Below are 24,223 nucleotides of genomic sequence, written 5' to 3' on the forward strand. Positions count from 1 at the left end.
GGCACTGGTGATGTGCGTGCTGCTGATGGTGCAACTGCGCAGTTTCTCGCGCATGTTCCTGGCGTTGGCGATGGCTCCGTTCGGGCTCATCGGTGTGGTTCTGGCCATGTTGCCGACGGCAACGCCCATGGGCTTTGTCGCGCAGCTGGGGGTCATCGCCCTAGTGGGCATGATCGTGCGCAACGCGATCATCCTGATCGAGGAGGTCGACATCAACATGCGGCTCGGCCAATCCCCTTCCGAGGCTATAGTGCACGCCTCGATGCACCGGGCCCGGCCGATTTTGTTGACCGCCTGCGCCGCCATCCTCGGCATGATCCCGATTGCCCCGCAGATATTCTGGGGGCCCATGGCCTATGCAGTGATTGGTGGGCTGGCGGTTGCCACGATAGTGACCCTGACGGTCCTGCCCTGTGGCATTTCCCTGCTGCTTCAATGGGAAAACCGACCAAGACATCCACAAGAGCCTTCCTCGGATCAGGCCCATAAAGGACCAGCAATCGGTACATAAAGATTCCGCTGCTATACAAGGTGGGTCGATAATGAGCATCGCATTGCCTTGATGAGGCAATGCGATGAATATCCCACCTACAGCCGCTCTAAAATATGTCTGAGCATCATCGGGATGTACATTCTTAGATCACTGGAGTTATATCCGAAAGCGCAAGGGTAGGTATTGGCCACACCTAACCCAAAGCTGCATTTCGGACAAAACCTGCTCCTATCCAGAACTAGGTAGACTCAAAGGGGCAGTATTTCGATAAACTTTTGCAAATCAGCTCATGGGCGACTGCCGAAGTTCTTCTTAGCCTCCACTGCCAAGTCCGGCGGCAGAAAATCCTTATCCGGATTATAATTAACCTTCAGATACCGCCCCAAGTCACGTAGATCCTGCGGACTCAAGGTGCCTGCCGCTTGTTTCAAACGCAAGTTGTCTAATATGTAGTCATAGCGGCTATTATTATAATCACGTACAGATGCGTACAACTGGCGCTGAGCATCTAATACGTCAACAATATTACGAGTACCCACCTGATAACCAACTTCGGTTGCCTCCAAAGCACTCTGATTAGACACTATTGACTGTTTGCGCGCCTGAATTTGCTCAACATCAGTATTCACTGCACGATGCAGATTACGAGTACTCTCTACTACCTGACGGCGCAGACTCTCACGCTGCTGTTCGCTCTGGGTCAGACGCGAGTACGCCTCACGAACCTGCGAACTAGTGAGGCCACCACTGTAGATCGGAATATTCAGTTGTAAGCCAACACTAGTCTGCTCAACATCTCCACCATAACGCACTCCAGTCTGCGAAGGGTTAGTAAAACCAAGACTGTCATTATCGCCGTTCTGATACTTAACTACTGCGTCAAGGGTTGGTGCGTGGCCAGCCTTTCGCTGTCGCACAGTCTCTTCGGCGGCTGTCACAGCATGGTTGCTAGCTAGCAAGTTGAGGTTCTGGCGTCCCGCAGCTTCGACCCAAGCCTTAGCATCGTTGGGTGTCGGCACCTGCACCGGGAGAGTATGAACAACACCCTGAATTGCAGTGTACTGGCGATTGGTTAGAGTAACTAAGGCTTCAAACGCATCTTGCACTTGACGCTCAGCAACAATTCGGTTGGCTCGGGCCGTGTCGTAACTGGCCTGTGATTGCAAGACATCTGTCTTGTCCGAGAGGCCAACGTCAAAACGCTCATTGGATTGCTCCAATTGATGTTTAAATGCCGACTCTTCAGCCTTGGTTGAAGCAAGATTATCCTGTGCACGTAGCACCGCGAAGTAGGTCTCAGCAGTCTGTCGAATCAAGCTTTGTTCAGTGGCTGAGAGTTGAAGTGCAGCCTGCTCATTGACCGCCTCTGCGGCCTGTAGCTGAAACCAGCGATCAGCACGAAAAATCGGCTGCGCTAAGGTAGCGCTCCAAGAATTACCACTACGATTAGAAGTAACTGAAGGCTCATCAAGCTTAGTACGGGCATTCATCATCTCGGCACCAGCCGAAAGGTTGGGCAACAGCCCGGCGCGTGCCTGAGGCACGACTTCGCGACGAGCACTGTAGTCGGCGCGAGCAACCGCCAAATCTGCATTGTTATCAACCGCCTCCTGGTAGACGCTGACGAGGTCGTTATTGACTGTTGTGGGTGTGTCAGCAGCGCAGGCCGCACTACTGAATATATAAGAAACAGCCACAATCACTGAGTGTCTGCGCAACATAGAACTACCCTTGGTTATATTAATTCACTGTACTGCCAAGTATTAACAATGAGCGATCATAGCGCACTTTCTTGCATGGAGACACCTGACACTATCCAGTCCGTACGTTTGATTCTAGCGTAGTGGAGGTAAAATAATCCTGAACAGTGCATTAAGCATTCCCCGAAATCCAGCAAGACAAGCTAAGCACTCATATAGCCCACGACAGTGTTGATTTTGCTTCAAGCATAAAAATGCGCCCCATCGACACCCTGAAACCTCGCGCCCAACATCTGTGCCACGTTCGTCATCAACAAAGGGTTTGGCGAAAATAGAAGCCCCCGAAGGCCCACCACTCCTTCATGAGTCACGCAAATTTTTCTGGCCACGAATGCAGGTCGATTACACCGTTCCTCTTAAAGCGAATTCTTCACCTCAATTTTTCTCCTTTTGAGGAGAGGCTACCGGTAAGCATCTACCGACCGCTTCCTAACCCCTCTCTCTTTAGCCCCCTCCTTGCCGAAATAGAAATCTCATCAGACACTGATTTATATAGGTACATAATCGATTTGGATTTAAGGTAGCGCCACGCGTCGACTACGACCATCTGATGGTTTAATGTCTAAATCAATCGATAGGCCCCATTCATGCCGCTCAAGCCCTCCAACCAAGATCTCTCCGGCGACCTAGAGTCCTCAGCACTAGCCCTTAGACTGGGCTGCCTCCGACATTGTGAATATTGCTAACAGCCTCATCGATGCTGGAAAACTGGTGAAGCCGAAGAGCTGATCGAGGCATGCCAGAGCATTCGATTTGAAGTCGCCTGCATACGCCACGACTCATACTAAAAACTATAGACTGCGACTATTTCCACATAGGAGTCTCACAATACATCAATGATAAAAAATGAAAGCTCATGAGCTAATCATTTTCTAGTGCGCTGAATCAGCTGTTCGGCGAGGGTGTTCTCAGCTTCGAGAGGACTCCCATGAAACTGCGCCTGACAAAGAAAACACTGCTCACCAGCCTGGGGGCCATCGCCCTAATCACAGCCTTGGGCGTTCAACAGTATCAACTCTCGGTATTGCGAGGCTCGCTGGAAGGGGCTGCGGAGAAAGCTAAGCTCGATGCGCTGCTCTCGAGAATGAGTGCAAGTGATGATCGCCTGGACGCTATCGCTGGTAAACCGTTAGTCACGCAAGATGACTTCTCTGCAGCGCAGAAGGCGATCTCACACCGGATCGACGTTGCACAAGACTACGCAAAGCGTGCGCACGACCTTGTCACTGATGTCGCCCATTCAGCTGCAAACTCCAGCGAGCTCCTGGTGATCAAGGCCGATGTGGAGTCATTGAGTGGAGCAATCAAACGACTGAGCAAGCCTGAGAAACCATTCGCGACACTCGTCCCATCCAAGCCTACTAAGTCCAAACCGGCCGCTAAAGCCAAGGCACCTCCCGCCCCTCCTGAGCCCCCTCCCTTCCAGATGTTCGGCATCGAGTACAGGGGGGGAGAGAAGTTCCTATCTATTGCTCCTTCAGGAAGTACACGGCTGAGCCAGATTTACCTGGTTCGACCTGGAGACGTTGTTGCGGGAAGTCAATGGCGGCTGAAGGCGCTCAACGAAACAACTGCGACATTCGACGCATCCGGATCAACAAGAACATTGAGCCTTCAGCCTCAGCCATAGGAATCAACTATCCATGAATCTAAAGATTCTCTGCACCCTCGCCTGCTACCTGATCCCCACGGCTTATGCCGCAGCAGCACCAGTATCTGCAGGACAAGCATCACAGCTCCACTTCACCGCCGAAGGCGAATCATCACAGAGAAGACTCCAAGACAAGGCAGCAAATGAATGGGGGATTTCCAGCCAAGAGTACCAGCGGTACCAGGATGTAATGCAGGGGCCGCGGGGGGTGTACTCGCCGGGGCTGGACCCATTGACTGCCCTGGGTATCGAAGCACGCTCAGATGAGGAGCGCCGGCGCTATGCGGAGCTGCAAGTAGAGACCGAAAGGCAGCGTGTAGAAAAAGAGTTGTCGTATCAGCGCGCATACGATGAAGCGTACAGGAGACTCTACCCGGGCGAGAAAGCGATCGAGATCTCCACGGCAACCCCGACCAATCCAACAGCAAACAGCTCACCGTTGCTGCAGGGAGACGGCCGCCTGGCGATCTTCGTGAAAGACAACTGCGTTGTGTGCATCGACGAAGTGAAGAAGCTACAAGCATCGCAGACACCTTTCGACCTCTACTTCGTCGGCAGCCAGGGCGATGACGAGCGCATCCGGCGATGGGCAATTCTCGCTGGCGTCGACCCGGTCAACGTCAAGAGCAGACGAATCACTCTCAACCATGACCAAGGTCGCTGGCTCGGCCTTGGCCTGGGCGGTGAACTCCCAGCGGCAGTAAAACAGGTGAATGGCCAATGGCGCCGTCAGTAATGAGGACCTGCTGGGTCCTGGTGCTGCTGTGCAGCCAGGCAATGGCCGCTGAGGATCCTCCACCAGCTTACAAGGCGATTGCGGTCGCCCACGGAATACCAGCCGTGGTGCTGTATTCCGTAGCGCTGCAAGAGAGCGGTACCAAACTTCGAGGACAGATTGTGCCTTGGCCTTGGACGCTGAATGTGGCCGGTACCGGCTACCGATTCGCTACCAGGATCGATGCATGCAGGGCGCTGAATATTGCTATCGCAACTGCTGGTCCGTCGAGAGTCGACGTCGGCCTTGGTCAGACGAACATCCACGCTAACGGCCATCGCTATAGCTCCCCCTGCGAAGGGCTCGACCCTTACAAGAACCTGAATGTAACCGCAGAGATTCTGGCGGAACACAAAGCCAAGGGTGGCAACTGGTTTGACGCGGCGGGTCGCTACCACCGCCCTGCCGGTGGCGCGCCTGCAGCCAAATACAGAGCAGATTTCGCTCGGCACCTAAGCCGTGTCACAGGCATAAACTTCTTGGTGAACAATCAATGACTAGTTTTCTGAAGGCAGCTCCGGTCCTGCTTGCAATGCTTGCAGCAGGCACGGTGCAAGCCAGTTCCAAACTCATAGTTGTCCAGGACAACGGTGGGGTTTCAGCCCTGCCCTACTACCAGGACCTCAACCTGGTACCAGAGTCGGGTCCCCACCCAATCAAAGGACTCCTAAGCGGTGGAGCCTATCCCGTCAAAACTCCAGAGATGACGCCAGGGGCGGTAGTAGGCAGGACAATCAATGCCCCTGGCCTGCAACCGCTTTTCCTAATAGGTGACGACCCGATGTCACGAGCATGGCTGACACAGCACCTGCAGCAGCTGCAGCAACTGCAAGCAGTGGGGCTAGTAGTCAACGTCATCTCCGCCGCTCGGATCAACGAGATCAGGCGTTTGGCGCCCGGATTGCAACTTGAGCCGACACCTGCAAGCGATATCGCCAACCGGCTAGGGCTGAAGCACTACCCGGTACTGATCACCTCAACAACCATTCGACAGCAGTAAGAGGTGGTGCATGCAGGGACCGTCAGCAGTCTTCACGGTAGTCATCAGCCACCCCATTAGTCGCCCGGGCCGAGAAGAGCTGATTAACCAGGTCAGGCATGTGAGCGAGCTATACGGGGGCAAGGTCACTGGCGTTTCACAGATCAACGAACACGCATTTGCACTCCGGCTAGCCGAACGGTTACCCGATGAAGACGTTGAACAGGCCCGTAGGGAAGCAACAGCGTTCACGCACAAGAGGAACGAGAATGAGCACCTATTCACTTGAGTCACTTCTACGCCCTCCGGTGGAGCTGTTCACCACGGCTGTCTGCTACGTCGCGGCGGCACTCTGTGTTCAAGCTCCATGGGCGTTCGCACTGACACCTCTGTTCGGAATAGTCGCAGCACTGGGCTTCGCCTACCTGGGCACAGTTCGATTACTGCAGGCACGCAGGGTGCTGCGTTACCAGGCCAACCTTAGACGACTTCCCCATTACACAATGACTAGCGCTGAAATGCCGATCAGCAACGAGCGTCTATTCATCGGCAGGGGATTTCGCTGGACGCAGAAACACACCCAACGCTTAACTGATACCTACCTGCCCCAATACTCCAGATACGTCGAACCGACCAGGCTGTATGAGGGGGCGCGCTGGCTGGAGGAGCGTCTGGAGTTTGCCCCCTTCCCTCTGAAGGCGATCACGAAGCTCACCAGTTGGGAATCCAGCCTGAACCCCGCCCGGCCTCTTCCACCCGTGGGAGGTTTGCCAAGGTTGCATGGGATAGAGCCAGACGAGCAGAACGTCAGCCTGCCACTCGGCGAGCGAGTAGGACACTCTCTAGTGCTGGGAACCACCCGCGTCGGGAAAACACGACTGGCTGAGGTTTTCATCACGCAAGATATTCGCCGAACACATCGCCGTGGATCACCACGACACATGGGCAGAAGAAGCCAAACCCCACATCGCTGGGGCCGGCATGGGCGACCAGAACAAAGACCTGATCATGAGGTCGTGATTGTCTTCGACCCCAAGGGCGACGCTGATCTGCTCAAGCGCATGTACGTCGAGTGCAAGCGAGCTGGGCGTCTCGACGAGTTTTATGTGTTTCACCTAGGGTGGCCAGACATCTCCGCACGCTACAACGCCATCGGTCGCTTTGGACGGATCAGTGAGGTCGCTACACGTATTGCTGGTCAGCTCTCCGGCGAGGGTAACTCTGCAGCATTCCGGGAATTCGCCTGGCGATTCGTTAACATCATCGCGCAGTCGCTTGTAGCACTGGGCCGCCGGCCAGACTACGAGCAGATTCGCCGGCACGTAATCAACATCGATGAACTCTTCATCGAGTACGCGCAGAAATACTTCGCGGAACATGATCCGAAGGCCTGGGAGACCATCGTTGCGCTGGAAGCGAAGATCGATCGAAAGAATCTCTCGTTTGCAATGAAAGACCGCCCGCTACGCGTGGTAGCCGTCGACATGTACTTGACGCAGAAACGCATCGACGACTCTGTGATGGATGGCCTGCGCAGTGCAGTGCGCTATGACAAGACCTACTTCGACAAGATCGTTGCATCCCTGCTGCCGCTCCTCGAGAAACTCACCACGGGTCGGATTGCAGAGTTACTCGCCCCGGACTACCTCGATCTGTCCGACCAACGCCCTATATTCGACTGGATGCAGGTCATCCGAAAGCGTGCCGTTGTTTACATCGGCCTCGATGCACTCTCGGATACCGAAGTCGCCGCGGCCGTGGGCAACTCGATGTTCAGCGACCTGGTATCTGTTGCCGGCCACATCTACAAACACGGCATCGACGACGGGCTGCCTGGAAATATGGCCGGGGGTAAGGTCCGCATCAATCTCCACGCAGACGAGTTCAACGAACTGATCGGGGACGAGTTTATCCCGATGGTAAACAAGGCTGGCGGCGCCGGTATGCAGGTCACTGCTTATACGCAAACCATGAGCGATATCGAAGCGAAGATTGGCTCGAAAGCCAAAGCCGGCCAGGTTATCGGTAACTTCAACAACCTGTTCATGCTACGTGTTCGGGAGACCGCGACGGCAGAACTTCTGACCAATCAGCTACCCAAGGTGCAGATCTACAACAGCACCCCGGCGAGCAGTGCGAATGACTCACTCAACGGTAAGACAGCATTCACCTCGAGCTCGCACGATCAGTTGCAGGCGACAAGCGTACCGATGATTGAACCAGCTCATGTAGTTGGGTTGCCGAAGGGGCAGGCTTTCGCGCTGATCGAGGGAGGCAACCTCTGGAAGATCCGAATGCCGCTCCCCGCCAACGACCCCGATGAGGTCATGCCAGGTAACCTGCAGGACCTCGCTGCCGGCATGCGGCGATCATCGGCTGCACCTTCAGAGTGGTGGGAAGCCCCTGGCTATCAGGAGCTGAAAAGCGCTCTGCCTGAAGACCTGGTAGAAGACTTTCGCCAGGCCGCCACCGATGACGAGGAGTAGTACATGGCAGATGACGTATCAAAGAAGGCTCAACAGCAACAGGAGAGACCAGAGTCGCTGATCAGCAAAATTTTCTGGTTCCCCTTCAACTTCCTCGGGGTGATGTTCGGTTCTCTCATAGTCGCGATCCTGGTCGACTGGTTATGCCTCTATTTTTTCTGGCCAGAAGCCGGCTGGAGGCATGGGCAGCAAATGCTAACAAATGAGCTCTGTTGGCTATCCCAGGGGCTGGTACACAGTGCCGTTGTGCAAGAACCCGGGCGCACAGCAACCTGGCTCGTTACAGGGGCATATGATTGGCTGATCGTGAAAACTGGGATGCTCAGCTGGGTCCAAGGGATGGAGTCGATAGCTCATACCGGCCCACGCAACGACCTGGACATTCGATACATTGCAGCACAAAGCGTCACGACGGTGCAGAACTATGCCCTTGCAGCGCTGTTCACCGTCCTGGTGTTCTGTGTTCGTCTCGTTGTGTTGTTGATGACTATACCGCTGTTCGCTATGGCCGCACTCACAGGTCTGGTCGACGGCCTGGTCCGACGAGACCTCCGCAAGTTCGGTGCTGGGCGCGAGTCCAGCTACCTCTATCACAAAGCAAGGGGAACGCTCATTCCACTGGCCATTCTCCCATGGACCTTCTACCTGGCGCTTCCGATCAGCATCAGCCCGCTCCTGGTCCTGCTCCCGTGTGCTGCGCTGCTCGGCGTCGCAGTGAGCATCACTGCTGCCAGCTTCAAGAAATATCTTTGAGGAATTACCAACGTCTTGGTGTTAGCGCATCAGTACCTAAGTCTCAAACCAGGTCTGATATCTCAACTCGCCAGGTGAGCTTTTTCCTAAGACCTCTTAGGACCTAGTAAGAGGTCTTAGGATGGCTTGTCCTTAACAGGATGCGTTACACACGAGTCCCAAACTACTGAGCCAACCAGGATTCTACAGTGTCGGAGCCATATTCACTCTTCCACTCCTTCAGAGTTCGGTGATTACCACCTTTGGTTTCCACCACTTCACCATTGTGAGGATTCTTATAGACCTTCACTTGACGCGGTTTACGGACTGCAGCTTTCGGCTCATTAAGAGCGATACGACGGGCAGAGCGCGGATCTAGCAGGTTGATTACATCCCTCAGGCTAAAACCGTACTCGCCGAGCAAAGCGCGCAGCTTGCTCTCAAACTCCATTTCCATTTTTAAACCAGAGTCACTTTTCATGGATTCGAGCTCGGCCATTTGGGCAGCCAATTGCTGTTCAAGTTTACGATATTCGGCAAGGCGAGACATGCTATAGCTCCCGTAAGTAGGTTGACAAACCTATTTAAGCACACCATAGGGACTCCTGAAAGCGTTCGGTACGTTTTATGTAAATGTATTTTACCTCAAAACTAAAACATGATCGAAACTAAAGTCTCGCCAACCCAACTAAAACCTGACATTAAAATCACCACTTACAATAAAGCCCAACAGAGAAAAATTTCGAACCAATTAATCATAGTCCTACCAGTCAGCGCATGCGCGACACATGCCAATTCACCTCCGCATACAATTAATATGTAATTAAAGAAAAACAGACACTGGACAACCAGATAATACTGAGCCCGCAGCAAGAAAAAATGGTGCAAGCAACGATTAACCAAACACAAAATACATACTTTATTTCTCATAGCTTAACATAAAGCCTTGTAAGCTTTGAGAACAGCATGAAAGAGAATTAATAAATTTAAATAATCCGCCTCATTACTTATTCTCAAGAATTCAGGGTATACCTGAACTCCGTTGATTCAGCATGAGAAACTCCCAGACAGTGTGGGTAGCGCCTTACTTTCAAAAACGGACTTCTGCGCAAGAGTCTCGGAAGAGGTAGGTCACCGTTAACCATTGATGAAACCATTACCCAATATCTACAAGATTTTTGCACAGCAGGTTCAGGTATTAGAGGCCTTGATTGAGAGTCTGCCCTCTTAAGCCCCCATGTCCATAATCTATTTTTCGACGACTCTGCAGCGATCTGTGTAGCCAAAACCATGATCATTCTTTTATCGATTTTATTTCCATATAGGGAAAAGCCATTCGTGACTTGTTCCGAGCGAGCCATCTGCATATTACTGAAGGTGCTGATCAGCAGAACACAGAGGATTAGCAATAACAAATCAACATATTTAGAAACTTTTTTTAAAAAAACGGAGTAATCCGTCTCATTATTGGTTAAAAAAAAGCCCATCTTTGAAGGGCGTTTTAAGAAGGTGTCATTCACCATGATCCAAACCTACGTTGAAAGTCTGGAGCAAAGAGATAGGTTCGTACAAAATCACCGAGCGCTGCAGCTGCCTGATCTGTATCTATGCTCAAGCCCAAATTCATCTCTAACCATAGACCGCTGAATAATGAAAATAAGAGCCTCGCCGATCCTTGCGGAGAAAGGTCAGAACGCACCCAGCCCTCAAGTTGACCATGGGCTAAAAGCTCACTCAGTTGCTTACGCATTTGCTGTTCTAAATCAATCAGCTTGATTTGGCCATGACCCCGTGTTATTTCCAACCAACTATCCAAACTGAGATCAAACTCCCCTAGCTGCAACTCTTGCGTTAGTTTCTCTGCACTGATGCTAGCTAAACGATGCAATCCCTCCTTACTAAACAATTGCTGAGCCTGACAAAAGTAGCGTTCGCACTCCTTTGCGATAACACCGTCAATAATTTCTCGCTTGTCGGAGAAATAGCGAAAGACAGCCCCAGCGCTCATGTCCGCCTGTTGGCAGATGTCTTCGGTGCGTGCGCCATGGAAGCCTTTTTTCTTGAAGACGCGGGTAGCCGCCAACAGAATCTGTTCGCGGCGTTGCTCATGCAGCTGTTCGTTGCGTGTACGGGCCATGACTAGCTCTACCTAATAACCGGACTGAATAATCTCATAATCATCCATTACCGTGGCTGCCGTCAACCACTAGGTGGGTTAGCTTGGCTCCAGAAACGGTGATCAGGTGGTTGGAATGGTCGAGCTGGCGCTTGAAGGCTGCTTCCTCGGGCTTGGTCGAGGCGAGGTTGTCTGGACGCGAAGTAGGTCTTGGCGCGTTGCGGGATCAAATTCTGCTCGGTGGCCCAGAGAGGTTCTCAGAGGCGCTATAAGAGGCAGTCACATCAGTGGGTACACTCACGATTACTCTGGACTGCTCCTGAGGTCCTAGACATCTCCAAGCTATGCTTTAAGCATAGGGGACACGCATGAACACTGGACTTCCCCGCTATCAACTCGAACACCGACAAACCGTTAATACGTTGAGAAGATAAGCACAATCCTCCTAGACGGGCCATAAGTTCAGCAGTGGTAACCCAAAAGTAGAAAACGAATGCAAACTGCAAAAAATGAAAGGTTCCCGGTTAACCATTTCTTGAGGCGCACCACAAATCTCTAGCGGCATGCTTTGGAAACAGTCTTGCCAGAGTCCCGCCACCCGTGAACCACGATCTACTTTCGACATCTACACGCCGCTCATCGATGACAGCGCTGACCATGATCGTTGCTGGCGGCATTGCAGTCAGTCCGGTGGTGGAAGCCGCTACAGCATCTGAGCAAACCAACATCGAAGTCATGGTCAGGCAGCTCAATGCCCTTGAGGACTCTGCGCGGCGTAGTAGCGCCATCGCAGGTGAACCAGGGCAAACCTACTACCTCGACTATGACCGCCTGGCGGCAGACATCCAGCGGATCCGCCGAGGCCTCCAGGCTTATCTCACCCCGAGTCGTGCCCAACCTCGAGACGCCACAGACCTCTCCGGTCAGTACACCGCCGGAGGGAAGAGGTAATGAGCATGAGCTCTGCGCAATCTGCCGCTTTCAACGCAGCAAGTGGTGCGACCGCCCAGGCTAGTACCAACCTAATCGTCGGGGCAGTAATGACCGTCGCAATGCTCTGGGCGGCATGGGCGCTGTACAGCATCTGGCGTGGCTGGGCCACCAAAAACATCGATCGCTCAATCGCCAGTTCATCTGCCATCCGAGTGCTGCTGCTTCTGATGGTCCTGTCCTTCATCGTTCTCAGTTGATTAAAGGAGCAATCATGCCCACCCCCAAAATTCACCTAATCGCATTGCTTGCCGCTGCATCTGTCATCCAGACAGCGAACGCGGCCTTACCTCAGGCACAAGCCCCGTCCCGCGGTGAAGGTAAAAGCTGGATGCAAACTCTTCAGAACTACGGTTATGACGGTTTCATGCTGCTCGGGCTGCTGCTTCTCGGCGCAATGATCATTGGCGTGGCAGTGCATGCTTTCGGGGTCTACCACGACATCCACGAAGGCAAGAAAAAGTGGCGAGATCTGGGCTCTACAGCAGTTGTGGGCGTATGCCTAATCGGCTTGGCCATCTTCATGGTCACCAAGGCCACCAGCATTCTTTGATGGTAGTGAGCGCCCATGGCTGACGACAACCACGACGACAGAACCCTCCAGTTCCTACCCAATAACCTGAACCGACAGCCCGTAATTATGGGTGGACTTACCGCAGACGAGATGTGGGCAACGATTTCCGTCAGCGGTGCCGTTGGGTTTGTCCTTGGTGTGCCGGCGTCGATCCTCTTCGGAAACTGGTCGCTGATCATAGCTGGAGCATTGGTCGGAGGAGTGCTCGGGTTGTCCGTCGCAAGTAGGATCATTCGCCGCATGAAACGGGGACGCCCAGACACTTGGTTTTATCGCCACATACAAGTGGCCATAGCTCACCTTCCATTCGGCAACAGCAGCCTGATCACGCGATCAGGTGCATGGACCTGCCGCCGTGACTAAAAGGAACCTCCATGAGTTTTCGTAAAAAAGTGAACGCTCAAGAGGCGCACATCCTTAGTCTGCGCATTGCACTGCTTTTGATGACGATGATTGCCGCCTATATGGCCTACGGCTGGAAAACTGCGCCTAGTGATCTGACCATCCACGTCCCACCAGATCTGCGTAGTGGCAGCACTCGAAAGTGGTGGGACGTCCCTCCTGAGAGCGTCTACGCCTTCGGCTTCTACATTTTTCAGCAGATGCAGAGATGGCCGCGCGACGGTGAGGAAGACTATTTAGCGAATATCAGCAGACTGGATGGCTACCTGACCCCCAGTTGCCGTGACTATCTGAAAAAAGACTACGAGCTAAGGCTGAATGCTGGAGAACTCCGGAAACGCGAACGCAGCGTGTCGGAGATTCCTGGCCGTGGGATCAGCGATCAGAGCGGAGAACACACCAACGTCAAGAGCATAAACGACTGGATTGTTAATCTCGATCTGATCGCTGACGAATCGGTTGCTGGGGAACGGGTTAAGCGGGCACTCGCAAGATACCCTCTACACATCATTCGATCTGATACTGACCCCGAGAAAAACCCGTTTGGCCTCTTGTGGAACTGCTACGCGGGCGATCCTCAACGCATCGAAGTCTCCCCGGCAGGAGATAAACCATGAACCTACGTCTGCGGTTAGGTCTGTGGTTAGCTGGCACTGCTCTCCTGGTAACGGCCAGCGCGCAGGCGGTTGAGATCATGCAGTGGGAGCGTATACCTCTTTCCGTTCCCCTCCACGTTGGTGAGGAAAGGATCGTGTTTGTCGACCAAAACGTTCGCGTCGGCATCCCTCCAACCATCGCCGGCAGCCTTCGTGTACAAAGCGTTGGTGGGGCAATCTACTTTCGAGCAAGCGAAGAAATTCCGCCTACACGGCTCCAACTGCAAAATGTCGCTACAGGCGAAATCATGCTTGTAGACATTGCAGCCACAGCACCTAAACCCGGCCAGGCCTCACTTGAGCCAGCAAAGATTATCGCGGGTGACAGCATTGCTGGGACGCGTTATGGCCAAATCTCCAAGCCAAGCACTCCTGGTTCAGCTCGAGCTCAAACACCTTCCCCCGCTGAGGAGGAGGCAGAGGAAGAGCCTCGTCATGAAACACCTTCTCCCGTCGCGCTAACACGATATGCAGCCCAAATGCTGTATGCACCTCTGCGCACTGTTGAGCCAGTAGCCGGAATCCAGCCGGTACGGGTGGATCGTAAAATGGATCTGAGCACTTTGCTTCCAACACTGCCTGTTGAAGCTGTGGCCATAGGAGCCTGGCAGCTCGACAACACATTTGTGACGGCAATCAAGTTGCGCAACTTGAGCCCCCAACAACTGACCCTAAATCCAAGGGACCTCCTTGGCAGCTTTGCAACAGCCACATACCAGCACCCCTACCTCGGCCCCCGGGGAAACCCTTCTGATACCACAACTCTGTACCTGGTCACCCAGGGCAAAGGGCTCAAACATTCGTTGCTTCCAAGTTCGGTAAACCAGATTGATCCGAAGATGGGGGGTGAACGTGAGCATTCAAAGTAATCCCCTCCTGAAGTGGCTTGCAGTGCCCTTTCTTGTCTTCGCTGCGGTGATGTTCTTTACCGCAACGAAGAAGAGTCAGGTGGATCACCAGGAAAACAACGTCGTGGCCATCGGTTCCGGTGAGGCACAAAAGCTAGGTGTGGATGGCGACACACCAGGTGACACGCTTCGGACCGTAGTCACAGAAAGCAAGGAGCTTCGGCAACAGGTGGCTGATCTGCTAAAGATCAACAACGATCAGAAGTCTCAGAACGAAGAGCTTCAGAAGCAGCTGAAGGACATGGACTCAAAAGTTGAGAGCCGTCTAGACAATGCGAAAAAAGAACTACAGGACGAGGTTCAGAACAAGAGCCAGGGCCTGATCGACTCTCTGCAAACTCAACTCAACAACCTCAGCAACCAACCTAACGCAGCTGGGGGCGACCTTCCAATTGGGTTTGGTGTGCAGCCAGGTGACGGCAAAGGCTTCGAACAGTCTCCTATGACGAAGGACGGCCTTGTCTGGATTGAACCGCGCGATGCCACTGCTGTGGACGCGAACGGTAAACCCCTGCCCCTTGGCTCTAGTCAGGCTGCAAGCGGGTTCAACTTTCCTACCAGTTTCGGCCCGGCAGCCAACAGAGGCCAGAATGCACTGGAACAGATCGATCAAGGCCTGCGTCCTGGAAATCAGCAGGTCGACCGTGAAACCAGGAAGTTTGTGCGCAAGACCTACACCTTGCCCCAGAACTCCACGCTGATGGGATCAGTAGCCATGTCTGCCCTGATCGGCCGGGTGCCTATTGATGGAACCGTCAACGACCCGTTTCCTTTCAAGATCCTGATTGGCCCAGACAACCTGACTGCGAATGGCATCGAGCTCCCCTACGTAGCTGGTGCAGTCGCAACGGGCACCGCCAGTGGCGACTGGACACTCTCATGTGTAAGAGGGCAGATCCGCAGCCTGACGTTTGTCTTCAACGACGGCACTGTCAGGACCTTCCCGGCGCCGGCTGAAGACACGGACGGCAACCAGAACAACAACCAGGCCAGCAGTACAGATGCGAAGACCATTCAGGGTGGCCTGGGCTGGATCAGCGACTCCTACGGTATTCCATGTATTTCGGGCGATCGGCGCTCCAACGCGGCCGAATATTTGACTAATCAGTCGCTTGTTACTGCCGCCGGTGCCGGCGTTGCGAAGCTGCTTAAGGCCGACGAGAGCAACAACACAACGATGTTCACCGGCAACGGCACCTCTTTCGGCACCACCGGCTCATCAGGAAATTCTGCGATCGGATCGATCTTGTCCGGAGGCGTAAGTGATATCCGCTCTTGGATGAACAAGCTCTATGGCGAGGCATTTGCTGCTGTGTATGTACAGCCTGGCGCGAAGGTCGCCGTACACCTCGATCAGCAACTGGCGATCGACTATGAACTGAAGGGTCGCAAAGTCGACTACCACTCCGGAGCGAATAATGTCCCAGCCGCGCTCGATTAATGCTCTCCCACTTGCAGTCATGGCAATTGCCCTCCTTGCAGGTTGCACAACAAACAAAGACAAACTGCTCCCGCACGGAGAAGAAACCATGATGGATGTTTGGCAACAGGGAGCCCCAGGGGGGGCGAGCAGCTCAAGCAGCCGACAAGTGCTCGATGCACGGTTACAACTGAGACGTCCCCTCGATGAGCAGCAGATGACGAATCAGCGCGCCACAGCAGACGACTTTGCACGCACCGCACAGAACGAGATCTACAGCCAATTTAAACGCCTGCCGAATCCTGACCTGGTCATGTACGTGTTCCCGCATCTGGCTGGATCTGACCCAGTGCCTGTTCCCGGATATACCACCGTTTTTCCGCTCTATCAGCGTGTGCAGTACGCAATGCCAGGCGAGCGGACAGAGGACTATTGAGATGGGATTCTTCGAGCGCCTGCGCGAAAAGCTCAACCTCGCGGTTGAGTCTGATGAACAACTAACAAGTGAACCTGTTCACCCTGATCTAGAACAAGCGCGGGAGCGCTACCTGGAGCGCCTGCAGGCGCTGGGAATCCCCCCCCCAAGTGAAGGGTCGCAACCGGCCAAAAAGAGCGATGTATCGAAGCTCTACGAAGTTGCTCCGTCGATTGTGGACCTATTGCCTTGGGTCGAATACTTACCTGAGGAGCAGGCCATGCTGCTCGAAGACGGGGTATCGCGCGCGGCTTTCTTTGAGCTTGTACCGATCGGGACCGAGGGTCGAGAAGCCGAATGGCTACATCTTGCCAGGGACGCACTTGAAAATGCTCTGCAGGACAGCTTGGATGAGCTGGAAAGCTCGCCCTGGGTGCTACAACTCTATGCCCAAGACGAAACACGCTGGGACGAGTACCGGGCAAACCTGAACAAATACGTGCACCCTCGAGTACAGGGGAGTGAGTTCACCAAGCTCTACGTGGCCCTCTTTCAGCGTCACCTGGACGCGATTTCAAAACCTGGTGGACTTTTCGAAGATACGACGGTCAGCAAGCTGCCATGGCGGGGTCAGAACCGTAAGGTTCGCCTGGTCGTATATCGTCGGGTGAAAAAACAGGATCTCAACGTGCGCGGCCAAGATCCTGGCTCCTACCTGAAACTGATCTGCGAGCGACTCATCGGCGCCCTGGCAAATGCCGGCGTCGTTGCAAAACGCCTAGACGAAACGGGAATCCAAAATTGGTTGATCCGTTGGTTCAATCCATACCCTGATCATCTAGGCGGCAGTGACCAGGACATTCGACGGTTCTACGAACAAGTATGTGAGCCGCCCCGTGACCTCGAGGACGGTGAGCTTCCCCTAGCCAGCGGCACTGATTTTTCGCAGAACCTTTTTTTCAGAGAGCCGCTGTCAGACGTTGATAAAGGCCTGTGGGTATTCGATGGCAGACCACATCGAGTAGTGATGCTCGACCGGTTAAAAAACCCGCCTAAGACCGGTCATCTAACGGGTGAAATTAGACAAGCAGATGCGCTCAACGCCCTATTTGACCGTCTACCTGAGAACACAACACTTTGCATCACCATGGTGCCGACACCCCAGGACCTCCTCGAGGGGCACCTCGAGCAGCTGTCAAAGAAAGCGGTTGGCGATACTCAGGCCTCGCTGCACACGCGGCAAGACGTTGAAACTGCTCGCACCATCCTTGGTCGCAAGCACAAACTTTATCGCGCCAGCGTGGCCTTCTTTCTGAGCGGCAAAGACAGGGTAGAGCTGGATCAGCGATCAACCCAGCTCTGCAACGTACTGCAAGCTGCCGGCATGCATCCAGTGATGCCGCAAGATGAAGTCGCACCTCTCAACAGCTATCTGCGCTGGTTGCCTTGCAACTTCGATCCGAACGAACGTCGAGCTATGGACTGGTACGTCCAGTTGATGTTCGTTCAGCACATTGCGAATCTGGCCCCGATCTGGGGGCGCTCGACAGGAACCGGCCACCCAGGATTCACATTTTTCAACCGCGGCGGTGCGCCCCTCACATTCGATCCCTTCAACCGGCTTGACCGGCAAATGAATGCCCATGGCTTTATTTTCGGCCCCACCGGATCGGGCAAGTCCGCATCCCTGACAAACGTGATCTGCCAGATGCTTGCGATTTACGGTCCTCGGATGTACGTCGCCGAGGCCGGTAACAGCTTCGGCTTACTGGCACAGTTCGCACAGAACTTGGGGCTGTCGGTGCATAGAGTGCGCCTAGCGCCGGGTTCCGGCGTGAGTCTTGCCCCCTTTGCAGATGCCATCAAACTGGTCCAGACCCCAAATATGGTCAAAGTCCTCGATGCAGACGACATCGATGCCTCCGACGCCACTTCCCAGCGCGTAGAGATGGAAGATGAGCAGCGGGACATCCTCGGAGAAATGGAGATCATTGCTCGTTTGATGATTACCGGCGGCGAAGAAAAAGAAGATGAACGCATGACCAGGGCCGACCGAAGCGCCATCCGACAAGCCATTCTTGCCGCTGCCAATACCTGCGTGAAGGCGGGGCGCGTCGTGTTGACCCAGGATGTGCGTGATGCCCTGTACGAGGCCTCTCGTAACGAAGGAACCCCCGAAACTAGGCGAAACCGGCTTTCGGAAATGGCTGAGGCGATGGACATGTTCACCATGGGTGCGGACGGCGAGATGTTCAACCGCGAAGGCACCCCATGGCCGGAGGCGGACCTGACTGTCGTTGATTTCGCAACCTACGCTCGCGAAGGCTATGCAGCCCAGCTTGCGATCGCCTACATCTCAATGCTCAACACAGTGAACAACATCGCCGAACGCGATCAGTACAAAGGGCGCCCGATCGTCAAAATCACTGACGAAGGCCACATCATCACTAAGCACCCCCTGCTGCTCCCCTACGCCATGAAGATCACGAAAATGTGGCGAAAGCTCGGTGCTTGGTTCTGGCTAGCAACACAAAACATCGATGACATCCCAGCCTCCGGTGCCCCTATGCTCAACATGATTGAGTGGTGGATGTGCCTCAATATGCCGCCCGATGAGGTCGAGAAAATTGCAAATTTCCGAGAGCTCACGTCAGCACAGAAAAAAATGATCCTTTCTGCAAGTAAAGAGAGCGGGAAATTCACCGAAGGTGTGCTTCTGGGCAAAGGCAAAGAGTTCCTCTTCCGTGTAGTACCACCGAGCCTATATCTCGCCCTTGCCATGACCGAAAGTGAAGAAAAGGCCCAGCGCTTCAAGATCATGCAGGAGCTGGGATGCGATGAGCTTCATGCAGCACTTCAAGTAGCCGCGGATCTCGATGAGCTGCGCGGTATCGCATCGTTCCCCATCAAATTTCCTGAAAACAAGGCCATGGAGCACCAGGCATGAGAGTCCTCAATACCTTGACCCAGAATTTAATCGAGAGCCTGACCCAGCTGCTTAAAAGCCCGGGCGAGGATGCCCTGCAGGCGCTCGAGGTGTGTGCCCCTGTACTGATCGAAGAGCTGCAACAGATCAAAAGTAATGCTCTTGATCGACGCGAAGTGATGCTACGGATTCAGTCAGCACTGAACGAGTGGTTACAGCGACACCCACAACAGGAAGAAGCCGTTAAGGACCTTCTAGCGGCCCTGGAACGACAAAAGCTACTGGCCAAGAACTCTAAGGCCACCGAGGAACCTAAGACATGAACGCAAAGAGTAAGGACATTGTCCTTTTTGCGATCATCATGGTCATCGCATTAATCACGTTTGTCGCGATTCCTGTGGTGTACCTGTCGAAAAGCAAACCACCAGGTGGCTCGAGCAAGGGGAAAGAGAGTTCCTGGCTCTATGGTAAACCGGATGCCAGGTGGACCATCACCGAGTATGCCGACCTCGAGTGTCCGTACTGCAGGACTTACACCCCACGACTCATGCAGTGGATCGATGGGCAAACAGACGTCAATCTCGTCTGGCACCATTTTCGTAAGCGTCCGGCGAAGTCACCTACCTGATCCCAGCTATACGGGCGATGGTGTCCACTTAAATACGTGGACACTATCACCCTTATCGTCAGGATTGCCATGCGCCAACGCACCTCTTATTCCAAACCCTATAAAGCCCAGGTCGTCCAAGAATGCCTGGAGCCTGGAGTGTCGATGGCCAGCGTAGCCTTGCGCCACGGCATTAATGCCAACCTCGTCCGAAAGTGAATACCAGCTTATCGTGATCGTCAGGCGCCGGCGTTACCCGCTTTCGTTCCGATGAGACTAGAATCCCGAACCCAGCCCGCTCAGCAAATGTCCGTCATTATCGAAGTTCCTTTTGGGCCGCAGAAACTCACCGTGAAGTGGCCATCCTCAGATCCTGATGGGTGCGCCCGTTTTATCCGCGAGCTTGCCCAGTGATCTGCATCGACGCCATCTGGCTCGCCACCGAACCCATGGATATGCGTGTCGGCACCGAGACCGCGTTGGCCAGAGTTATTGCTGTATTCGGTGCAGCGAAGCCGCACTGTGCCTATCTCTTTGCCAATCGCCGCGCTAACCGAATGAAAGTCCTGGTGCATGACGGCGTTGGTATTTGGCTTGCAGCGCGACGACTAAACCAAGGCAAATTTCACTGGCCCAGGATCCGCCACGGATCGGAAGTCGAACGTGATAACGAGCAACTTCAAGCCTGGGTGCTGGGGTTACCTTGGCGGCGGGTCGGCGCGGGCGGCTCGATCACAGTGCTCTAGAACCTGCTATTAGCCTATCGGTTTATCGCCGCTGAACACCTGCTTTTGCACAATCAGCAGCATGACCTCCTCACCCAATCTCGACCAGATGACACCGGAACAGCTGCGCGCTTTGGCTGAACAGGCCATGCAGTTGCTGTCTCAGGTCGACTCCATGGGTCAGAAAATCCATCGCCTCGAAACGGTCAATGAGCAACTCGCTCATGAGATAGCCATCCTCAAACAGCACAAGTTTGTCAAGCGCAGCGAGCAAACGAGTCCCGACCAAGGCAGCTGCTTTATGACCTGCTCGACACCGATATCGCGGCCATCGAAGCCGAGTTAAAGGCGGTCAATTCGCCACCTGCACCAGCCGAGCCACGTCAGAAGCCCAAGCGTGCGCCGCTGCCGCCGCAGTTTCCACGCACGGTGATTCGCCATGAACCTGAGAGCACTCAGTGCGCCTGCGGCTGCCAACTTCAGCGCATCGGCGAGGACATCAGCGAGAAGCTCGATTACACACCTGGCGTGTTCACAGTCGAGCAACATGTAGGTGGAAAGTGGGCCTGCCCCTAGTGCGAAACACTGATCCAGGCACCGATCCGGCACAGTTAATCGACAAGCAGCTCCCGACCGCAGGCCTGCTGGCGCATCCGCATAAGTGGCATACGGTGTAGCAACTGACGGGCTGATACCCTGAGGCAAAACGTCGGGAGCCTGAAAGGAGCACCTATGATTCGGAAAGGATTACCATCGGACGCGAAAGCTATTGCGCAAGTCCATATCAGCAGTTGGCAAGACGCGTATCGTGACTTGATGCCAGCTGAATACTTGCTGTCATTGGGCGCTTCGCTGCCACAGCGGGAATCCTATTGGATTCGCTCGATTGAGTCGAGCGAATCGAACGTATTCGTCGCGGAGCTGAACAACGAGCTGGTCGGCTGGATATCTGTCGGGGTATGCCGAGATGAGGATATAACCGCTGAAAATTTAGCTGAGGTCATGGCTCTCTACGTTATTGCTGAACACTGGAAAACTGGAGTCGGCTTTGCTTTATGGCAGGCCGGGTTACAGCACTTGATAAAGCAAGGTTATCAGCGTTTAACCCTTTGGGTCTTGACCGAAAATGAGCGAGCTATCCGATTTTATCGCGGCGTAGGATGTATTGAAGAAACGGGAAGTGAGCGCGATCTCGAAAGGGGGGGCGCAGCACTTGTAGAGGTGAGGTATCGACTGCCCCTGATCATCTGAGGTCGAGCAAGGTGAGATGCCCGGGCGGATACGCTCTAGAACACTATTGCGATGCTGCATGGCCTCAGCTGCCTTGCGAAGCCGCCAGCGATCCCCCGGATTTATTGCTCGTCAGCCAGTGCATATAAGAGCTCGACTTCGGCGCGGACGTTCTGGCATATCTCGATCAGCTCCTCTGCCTCATGACTCTTGCCAGCCACGACTAGGCTATTAGCAATGCTGATAATATCTGCTGCTGCCCAATCCAAAGTTAGTGCAGATGACTCTAGGTCTTCGGAGAGCTGTTGGTTGGAGCGCTTGAGCCGCATTTACTGATCCTGTCGATCGATTAAATCAATAGACCATCAGGTGATCACGGGCGATGCAAGGCGTCGCTTAAATCCATATTGATAATGTCCCTGCATAAATCAATTCGTGGTTAGCTTGCAAATTAGCTAAGGGGGATGTATTGAAACGAAAACTTATGAGGCGTCAATCTCTGCATACCAGTCCTAGCGCCCTGACTCGACGGAGAGAAGGCAGTGAACACGCTTCAAGCATTAATTTTCGATGTTCAGGGGACTGTCACCGATTTTCGTTCGAGCATCGCGCAACAGGCGGCAGCCATTGCAGGTAGCCGGGCTACCGGCGTCGACTGGGGATGTTTTGTCGATGACTGGCGAGGCAAGTATCGCCCGGCCCTCGATGACATTCTTTGTGACAGGCGGCCATGGACGTCTGTGGATCGTCTCTATCGCTGCGCCCTCGATGAGGTCATCGAGACGTACCACGTAGGATTTCTCTCCCCCGAGGAGCGTGAGCGCATCAATTTCGCCTGGCAGACGATTGCTCCCTGGCCCGATGCTGTTCAGGGCCTGCATAGACTTAGGACCCGCTTCAAGATAGTGACCTTGTCAAATGCCGATGTCAGTGCGGTGGTCAACATTTCAAAAGCAGGAGCTTTACCCTGGGATGCCATCTTCGCTGCTGAGATGGTTGAGACCTTCAAGCCTGATCCGCGGACTTATGAAATGGCGCTCCGTTATCTTGATGTGGCCGCCGACAATGCCATGATGGTTGCCTGTCACAAGTACGATCTGTTGGCGGCGGGGGCATTGGGTATGAAAACTGCGTTCGTCGCCAGGCCGCTGGAGTTCGGGCCTCAGGGTAATGTCGATACGGCTTTTGATGAGCGCTTCGATATCAATGCCCGAGACTTTCTGGACTTGGCTGATCAACTGGACTGCTGAATAGTCCTGGCAGCGTATCAGAGCCACGTGAAGAAGATTACAACCTCTAGGCAGGTGGCGTGGTGATGATAATTAGTGTGATTATGCTAATTTCTCTTATTACTGATGTCGTATATGCATATCTGAATTTATGATTGCTAAATTTGAGGGTGCATGAATATTAGGTGTCACGCGACATTGAATATCGCAAAATAAAATGTTATGCAGGAATCTGTAGGTAACTTTTAAGGTTAATCACTGGAGAAGTAAATTGGAAGTCAGGATTGAAGTATTGGATTCTCCAACAGAAAAAGATCAGTCAGTTTTGGATAGTAGGTTTTCAGAATACCTTCGGATTCAATACCCAGATCTAACACCAGAGTCGGAAGATAAGATGTTTATGCTGGTTGCGCACGACGACGTAGGCGAGTATGTCGGTGCAATTAAGTTTAATTGTTACTGGGATGGGGTGGAGATTGATACCTTTTGGGTTAAGGAATCTCATCGCGGTAGAAAAATTGGTTCTATGCTATTGGAGAGGGCAGAAAAAATTGGCGTTGAAAATGGGGCGATGGTTGCATTCTTAAAAACCTTTGATGCTAAAAACTTCTACGAACAGCATGGGTACGAGATTTATGGTGTTCTGGAAGGTCGACCTGTTGGGACCAGCCTGTATCACCTAAAAAAACGGCTGGTAAAAAGTGCCTAACAAAGGATGCAAATGATTCGCTTCGCTCAGCAATAAGGGCTAAAGCCCGTCTTTTAAAGAATAAAACTGAAGCGAAAATCCGCTTTAGGAAAAATCGCGAGATACGCCTACATTCCAGGTCGAAAAATGAGTGCGCTCCATGAAAGACAAAGCCCCGAAGTGCGTAAGTCTTCGGGGCTTCTATTTTCGCCAATCCCCTTGTTGATGGCGAACGTGGCGCGGATGTTAACAGCGAGTCTTGATGGTGTCGATGGGGCTCTATTGTCTGGAGGCTCAGGCAGACCGACAGCCCGGAGGTGAAGGTGCGGGCAGTGCTGCAGAGCACCGAAAGCTGATCGGGTACGAGCGCTTGCTCGTTGCGGCAGTCGCAGCTTGCGTGTGATCAGCAGATGCTGGTCAAAGCCGGAGCAGGAGAGTGCGTGTGAGCAGGCCTGCGCCAG

General features: G+C 53.6%; 26 protein-coding genes and 3 pseudogenes. 24 read left to right on the plus strand and 5 right to left on the minus strand.

The window, feature by feature from the left end; genetic code table 11:
- Nucleotides 1-511 (plus strand): efflux RND transporter permease subunit (locus CAG11_RS31640; RefSeq protein ID WP_143494855.1); only part of this gene is annotated, 511 nt, incomplete at its 5' end.
- 269 nt (nucleotides 512-780) lie between these two features.
- Here CAG11_RS31640 and CAG11_RS31645 read toward each other — a convergent pair.
- The gene (locus CAG11_RS31645; protein ID WP_085600461.1) at nucleotides 781-2,214 is read right to left on the minus strand and encodes a TolC family outer membrane protein; all 1,434 of its coding nucleotides are present in this window, start codon (nucleotides 2,212-2,214) and stop codon (nucleotides 781-783) included.
- A 967-nt stretch (nucleotides 2,215-3,181) separates the two neighbouring features.
- On the opposite strand from CAG11_RS31645, the gene CAG11_RS31650 reads away from it, so the two are divergent.
- From CAG11_RS31650 to CAG11_RS31680, 6 genes are all read left to right on the plus strand, one after another.
- Complete coding sequence (locus CAG11_RS31650; RefSeq protein ID WP_085600463.1) at nucleotides 3,182-3,883, plus strand: methyl-accepting chemotaxis protein; 702 nt, start codon at nucleotides 3,182-3,184, stop codon at nucleotides 3,881-3,883.
- A gap of 13 nt (nucleotides 3,884-3,896) precedes the next feature.
- Nucleotides 3,897-4,640 carry a TIGR03759 family integrating conjugative element protein gene (locus CAG11_RS31655; RefSeq protein WP_085600465.1) on the plus strand — a complete coding sequence of 248 codons (744 nt, stop codon included), beginning with the start codon at nucleotides 3,897-3,899 and terminating at the stop codon, nucleotides 4,638-4,640.
- Nucleotides 4,625-5,176: a transglycosylase SLT domain-containing protein gene (locus CAG11_RS31660; protein WP_085600467.1), complete on the plus strand. Its 552-nt coding sequence runs from the start codon at nucleotides 4,625-4,627 to the stop codon at nucleotides 5,174-5,176. Before CAG11_RS31655 ends, CAG11_RS31660 begins: the two co-directional genes overlap by 16 nt.
- Complete coding sequence (locus CAG11_RS31665) at nucleotides 5,173-5,679, plus strand: integrating conjugative element protein (protein ID WP_085600469.1); 507 nt, start codon at nucleotides 5,173-5,175, stop codon at nucleotides 5,677-5,679. Before CAG11_RS31660 ends, CAG11_RS31665 begins: the two co-directional genes overlap by 4 nt.
- 248 nt (nucleotides 5,680-5,927) lie before the next feature.
- Nucleotides 5,928-8,144 carry a type IV conjugative transfer system coupling protein TraD gene (gene traD / locus CAG11_RS31675; RefSeq protein WP_085600472.1) on the plus strand — a complete coding sequence of 739 codons (2,217 nt, stop codon included), beginning with the start codon at nucleotides 5,928-5,930 and terminating at the stop codon, nucleotides 8,142-8,144.
- 3 nt (nucleotides 8,145-8,147) lie between these two features.
- On the plus strand, nucleotides 8,148-8,897 hold the full coding sequence (locus CAG11_RS31680) for a TIGR03747 family integrating conjugative element membrane protein (protein WP_085600474.1): 750 nt from the start codon (nucleotides 8,148-8,150) through the stop codon (nucleotides 8,895-8,897).
- Between the two features lie 163 nt (nucleotides 8,898-9,060).
- Here CAG11_RS31680 and CAG11_RS31685 read toward each other — a convergent pair whose 3' ends face one another.
- The 3 genes and pseudogenes from CAG11_RS31685 to CAG11_RS34605 all read right to left on the minus strand — a co-directional run.
- Nucleotides 9,061-9,426: a histone-like nucleoid-structuring protein, MvaT/MvaU family gene (locus CAG11_RS31685; RefSeq protein ID WP_085600476.1), complete on the minus strand. Its 366-nt coding sequence runs from the start codon at nucleotides 9,424-9,426 to the stop codon at nucleotides 9,061-9,063.
- 966 nt (nucleotides 9,427-10,392) lie between these two features.
- Entirely contained in the window at nucleotides 10,393-11,013 is a 621-nt protein-coding gene (locus CAG11_RS31690; RefSeq protein ID WP_085600478.1) for a TetR/AcrR family transcriptional regulator, read from the minus strand.
- 94 nt (nucleotides 11,014-11,107) lie between these two features.
- A pseudogene (locus CAG11_RS34605) lies at nucleotides 11,108-11,243 on the minus strand (hypothetical protein); the annotation flags it as partial.
- Nucleotides 11,244-11,634: 391 nt separating this feature from the next.
- Here CAG11_RS34605 and CAG11_RS31695 point away from each other — a divergent pair.
- The 15 genes and pseudogenes from CAG11_RS31695 to CAG11_RS31765 all read left to right on the plus strand — a co-directional run bounded on the left by CAG11_RS31695 (nucleotide 11,635) and on the right by CAG11_RS31765 (nucleotide 21,866).
- A complete protein-coding gene (locus tag CAG11_RS31695; RefSeq protein ID WP_143494867.1) occupies nucleotides 11,635-11,943 on the plus strand; it encodes an RAQPRD family integrative conjugative element protein in 309 nt (102 codons plus the stop codon).
- Complete coding sequence (locus tag CAG11_RS31700; protein WP_085600482.1) at nucleotides 11,943-12,182, plus strand: TIGR03758 family integrating conjugative element protein; 240 nt, start codon at nucleotides 11,943-11,945, stop codon at nucleotides 12,180-12,182. Before CAG11_RS31695 ends, CAG11_RS31700 begins: the two co-directional genes overlap by 1 nt.
- 14 nt (nucleotides 12,183-12,196) lie before the next feature.
- Complete coding sequence (locus tag CAG11_RS31705) at nucleotides 12,197-12,535, plus strand: TIGR03745 family integrating conjugative element membrane protein (RefSeq protein ID WP_085600484.1); 339 nt, start codon at nucleotides 12,197-12,199, stop codon at nucleotides 12,533-12,535.
- Between the two features lie 15 nt (nucleotides 12,536-12,550).
- Complete coding sequence (locus CAG11_RS31710; protein ID WP_085600486.1) at nucleotides 12,551-12,919, plus strand: TIGR03750 family conjugal transfer protein; 369 nt, start codon at nucleotides 12,551-12,553, stop codon at nucleotides 12,917-12,919.
- A gap of 11 nt (nucleotides 12,920-12,930) precedes the next feature.
- On the plus strand, nucleotides 12,931-13,575 hold the full coding sequence (locus CAG11_RS31715) for a PFL_4703 family integrating conjugative element protein (RefSeq protein ID WP_085600488.1): 645 nt from the start codon (nucleotides 12,931-12,933) through the stop codon (nucleotides 13,573-13,575).
- A complete protein-coding gene (locus tag CAG11_RS31720; protein ID WP_085600490.1) occupies nucleotides 13,572-14,483 on the plus strand; it encodes a TIGR03749 family integrating conjugative element protein in 912 nt (303 codons plus the stop codon). The genes CAG11_RS31715 and CAG11_RS31720 overlap by 4 nt, the downstream gene beginning before the upstream one ends.
- Nucleotides 14,467-15,963, plus strand: a complete 1,497-nt coding sequence (locus CAG11_RS31725) for a TIGR03752 family integrating conjugative element protein (RefSeq protein WP_085600539.1) — start codon at nucleotides 14,467-14,469, stop codon at nucleotides 15,961-15,963. The genes CAG11_RS31720 and CAG11_RS31725 overlap by 17 nt, the downstream gene beginning before the upstream one ends.
- A complete protein-coding gene (locus CAG11_RS31730; RefSeq protein ID WP_085600492.1) occupies nucleotides 15,941-16,378 on the plus strand; it encodes a TIGR03751 family conjugal transfer lipoprotein in 438 nt (145 codons plus the stop codon). Before CAG11_RS31725 ends, CAG11_RS31730 begins: the two co-directional genes overlap by 23 nt.
- 1 nt (nucleotide 16,379) lies before the next feature.
- Nucleotides 16,380-19,304: a conjugative transfer ATPase gene (locus CAG11_RS31735; protein WP_085600494.1), complete on the plus strand. Its 2,925-nt coding sequence runs from the start codon at nucleotides 16,380-16,382 to the stop codon at nucleotides 19,302-19,304.
- On the plus strand, nucleotides 19,301-19,606 hold the full coding sequence (locus tag CAG11_RS31740; protein WP_085600496.1) for a hypothetical protein: 306 nt from the start codon (nucleotides 19,301-19,303) through the stop codon (nucleotides 19,604-19,606). The genes CAG11_RS31735 and CAG11_RS31740 overlap by 4 nt, the downstream gene beginning before the upstream one ends.
- Nucleotides 19,603-19,878 (plus strand): annotated as a pseudogene (locus CAG11_RS31745) (DsbA family protein); the annotation flags it as partial. The gene CAG11_RS31740 and the pseudogene CAG11_RS31745, both read left to right, overlap by 4 nt.
- 102 nt (nucleotides 19,879-19,980) lie before the next feature.
- The gene (locus CAG11_RS31750; protein WP_085600498.1) at nucleotides 19,981-20,109 is read left to right on the plus strand and encodes a transposase; all 129 of its coding nucleotides are present in this window, start codon (nucleotides 19,981-19,983) and stop codon (nucleotides 20,107-20,109) included.
- 191 nt (nucleotides 20,110-20,300) lie between these two features.
- On the plus strand, nucleotides 20,301-20,636 hold the full coding sequence (tnpB, locus tag CAG11_RS34315) for an IS66 family insertion sequence element accessory protein TnpB (protein WP_143494857.1): 336 nt from the start codon (nucleotides 20,301-20,303) through the stop codon (nucleotides 20,634-20,636).
- A 61-nt stretch (nucleotides 20,637-20,697) separates the two neighbouring features.
- A pseudogene (locus CAG11_RS31760) lies at nucleotides 20,698-21,268 on the plus strand (IS66 family transposase zinc-finger binding domain-containing protein); the annotation flags it as partial.
- A gap of 79 nt (nucleotides 21,269-21,347) precedes the next feature.
- Nucleotides 21,348-21,866 carry a GNAT family N-acetyltransferase gene (locus CAG11_RS31765; RefSeq protein ID WP_085600500.1) on the plus strand — a complete coding sequence of 173 codons (519 nt, stop codon included), beginning with the start codon at nucleotides 21,348-21,350 and terminating at the stop codon, nucleotides 21,864-21,866.
- Between the two features lie 101 nt (nucleotides 21,867-21,967).
- Here CAG11_RS31765 and CAG11_RS31770 read toward each other — a convergent pair whose 3' ends face one another.
- Nucleotides 21,968-22,174: a hypothetical protein gene (locus CAG11_RS31770; protein WP_085600502.1), complete on the minus strand. Its 207-nt coding sequence runs from the start codon at nucleotides 22,172-22,174 to the stop codon at nucleotides 21,968-21,970.
- Between the two features lie 213 nt (nucleotides 22,175-22,387).
- Here CAG11_RS31770 and CAG11_RS31775 point away from each other — a divergent pair, with 213 nt between their 5' ends.
- Together CAG11_RS31775 and CAG11_RS31780 are read left to right on the plus strand one after the other, a co-directional pair.
- The gene (locus tag CAG11_RS31775) at nucleotides 22,388-23,095 is read left to right on the plus strand and encodes a haloacid dehalogenase type II (RefSeq protein ID WP_085600504.1); all 708 of its coding nucleotides are present in this window, start codon (nucleotides 22,388-22,390) and stop codon (nucleotides 23,093-23,095) included.
- 250 nt (nucleotides 23,096-23,345) lie between these two features.
- The gene (locus CAG11_RS31780; protein ID WP_085600506.1) at nucleotides 23,346-23,783 is read left to right on the plus strand and encodes a GNAT family N-acetyltransferase; all 438 of its coding nucleotides are present in this window, start codon (nucleotides 23,346-23,348) and stop codon (nucleotides 23,781-23,783) included.
- The last annotated feature ends 440 nt before the right edge of the window (nucleotides 23,784-24,223 follow it).

It is taken from the genome of Pseudomonas sp. B6(2017) (assembly GCF_002112765.1).
In the GTDB taxonomy this organism is placed as follows: Bacteria; Pseudomonadota; Gammaproteobacteria; order Pseudomonadales; family Pseudomonadaceae; genus Aquipseudomonas; species Aquipseudomonas piscis.